Here is a 1913-nt window from a genome sequence, read left to right as displayed (position 1 = left end):
TCGGCAAATACCGCTCCCGGGACTGGACTTCGGCGTGATTTCGAGCGCTCGTCAGAAGAGACAAACTCATGACGAGACATCGCGATCCCTTCCCCGAACTGAAGTCGCTCTCCTTCGACGAACTGAAGGCGAGGTGGATCGAACTCTTCCGGTCCGACCCCCCGCTCTTCAATCGCCGCACGCTTGAAGCGCGTCTGGTCTACCGGCTGCAGGAACTGAGGCGCGGAGGCCTGAGCCCGCGCCTCCACCACCGGCTGCTCACAATCGCGAATGAACTCGATGGCGGCGATCCGAAGCGGCGTCGACAGCGCGTCGACGACAAGCCGGTCGCCGGTACGCGGCTGATCCGAGAATGGAAGGGGATCGACCACGAGGTCACGGTCCTGCGCGACGGATACGAATATCAAGGCCGACGCTACAAATCCCTGTCTGCGATCGCTCATGCGATCACGGGTTCCCGGTGGAACGGTTGGAGCTTCTTTGGCCTGTCGACCTCAAGAGGCCGGCGATGAGATCGTCGGCTTCCCTCCCGCCGGGAACGCACCCGAAGCGCTGCGCGATATACGTGCGCAAATCACGGGAGGAAGGACTTGAGCAGTCCTTCAACAGCCTCGACGCCCAGGCCGAGGCCTGCGCCAACTTCATCGCCAGCCAGCGCCATGAGGGCTGGGTCGTGATGGATGAGGAATTTCGAGATCCCGGCTTCTCGGCCGGCACGCTCGATCGCCCGGCGCTTCGACGCCTCCTCAAGCGGATCGAACGCGACGAGATCGATGTGGTGGTGGTCTATAAGCTCGATCGCCTCAGCCGCTCGATCACGGATTTTGCAAAGCTGACCGACGTCTTCGCAGCCCATGATGTCGCGATCGTATCCGTCACCCAGTCGATCAACACGAGCGATGCAATGGGCAAGCTGCTCCTGAACGTCCTCATGTCGTTCGCCCAGTTCGAGCGCGAAAACACCGCGGAACGCATCCGCGACAAGGTCGCAGCCTCCAAGCGCCGCGGTCTTTGGATGGGGGGTGTCGTTCCCTACGGTTACCAGAGCAGGAAGGGAGCGCTCTCGAAGAAGCCGCACGAGGCTGCGGTGGTCGAACATCTCTTCAAGCGCTTCATCGCGCTTGGATCAGTTCAGCGCCTTTCCGATGAAACGGCTGCGAACGACGAAATCCCCACCTTTTCGAAAAGCCGTCTCCACAAGATGCTCAAGAACCCAATCTATCGGGGACAGATCCGTCACCGGGACGAACTTCACGACGGCGTTCATAAGGCCATCATCGACGAGGCGACCTGGTCGAAGGCCGCCGCAATCTTGGCCACGAACACCTATCGCAGAGCTGGCCGAACCCGTGCGAAGACGCCCGCACTCCTGAAGGGCCTGCTCTTCGGTCCGGACGGGGCACCGATGTCTCCGACCCATACAAGGAAGGGGCAGAAGTTATATCGCTATTATGTGAGCCAGACCGTCCTTCAGAAGGGTGCCGGCGCTTGCGAGATCGGCCGGGTCAGCGCCGACGAGATCGAGGCGCTCGTACTGGATCGGATCAAGCACGTACTTGCCGAACCGGAAATCATTGCGAGCGTCGAGCACGCGCTCGTCGAGGCCGGTGTCGCCAAACGCTTCGACGACCTCCCTGCATTGGTTCAGGAACTGACGCTGATCTGGGAAAATCTGATGCCCGAAGAACAGGGCCGGCTCGTGGCGCTGCTCGTCGACCGGGTGACCATCGGATCTGATCAGGTCGAGGTGGTGCTGCGGATCGATGGCATCCATCAGCTCTGCAGTCAGACTCAGCTGGCGGCCTGATCATGACGCCTCGCCCCCAAATACACACCGAGATCCAGGGCGATCGTCTCGTCGTTCGGGTCCCTGTCAGTTTTCGAAAATCCGGTGGCCGCAGGCAGATCATTGC

The 1913-nt window shown here is 61.2% G+C and carries 2 protein-coding genes; both read left to right on the top strand.

Translation table 11 applies throughout. The annotated features are described in order from the left end of the window. The first annotated feature begins 68 nt into the window (after nt 1-68). A complete protein-coding gene (locus ACFOOR_RS14845; RefSeq protein WP_343165809.1) occupies nt 69-512 on the top strand; it encodes a DUF2924 domain-containing protein in 444 nt (147 codons plus the stop codon). Nucleotides 513-565: 53 nt separating this feature from the next. Further along, the gene (locus ACFOOR_RS14840) at nt 566-1807 is read left to right on the top strand and encodes a recombinase family protein (RefSeq protein ID WP_343165808.1); all 1242 of its coding nucleotides are present in this window, start codon (nt 566-568) and stop codon (nt 1805-1807) included. The last annotated feature ends 106 nt before the right edge of the window (nt 1808-1913 follow it).

Origin of the sequence: Hyphobacterium vulgare, assembly GCF_042643335.1 — a bacterium.
Classification (GTDB): Bacteria; Pseudomonadota; Alphaproteobacteria; order Caulobacterales; family Maricaulaceae; genus Hyphobacterium; species Hyphobacterium vulgare.
The sequence above is the reverse complement of the archived record's forward strand: the minus strand, read 5'-3'. Positions and strand labels throughout refer to the sequence as shown.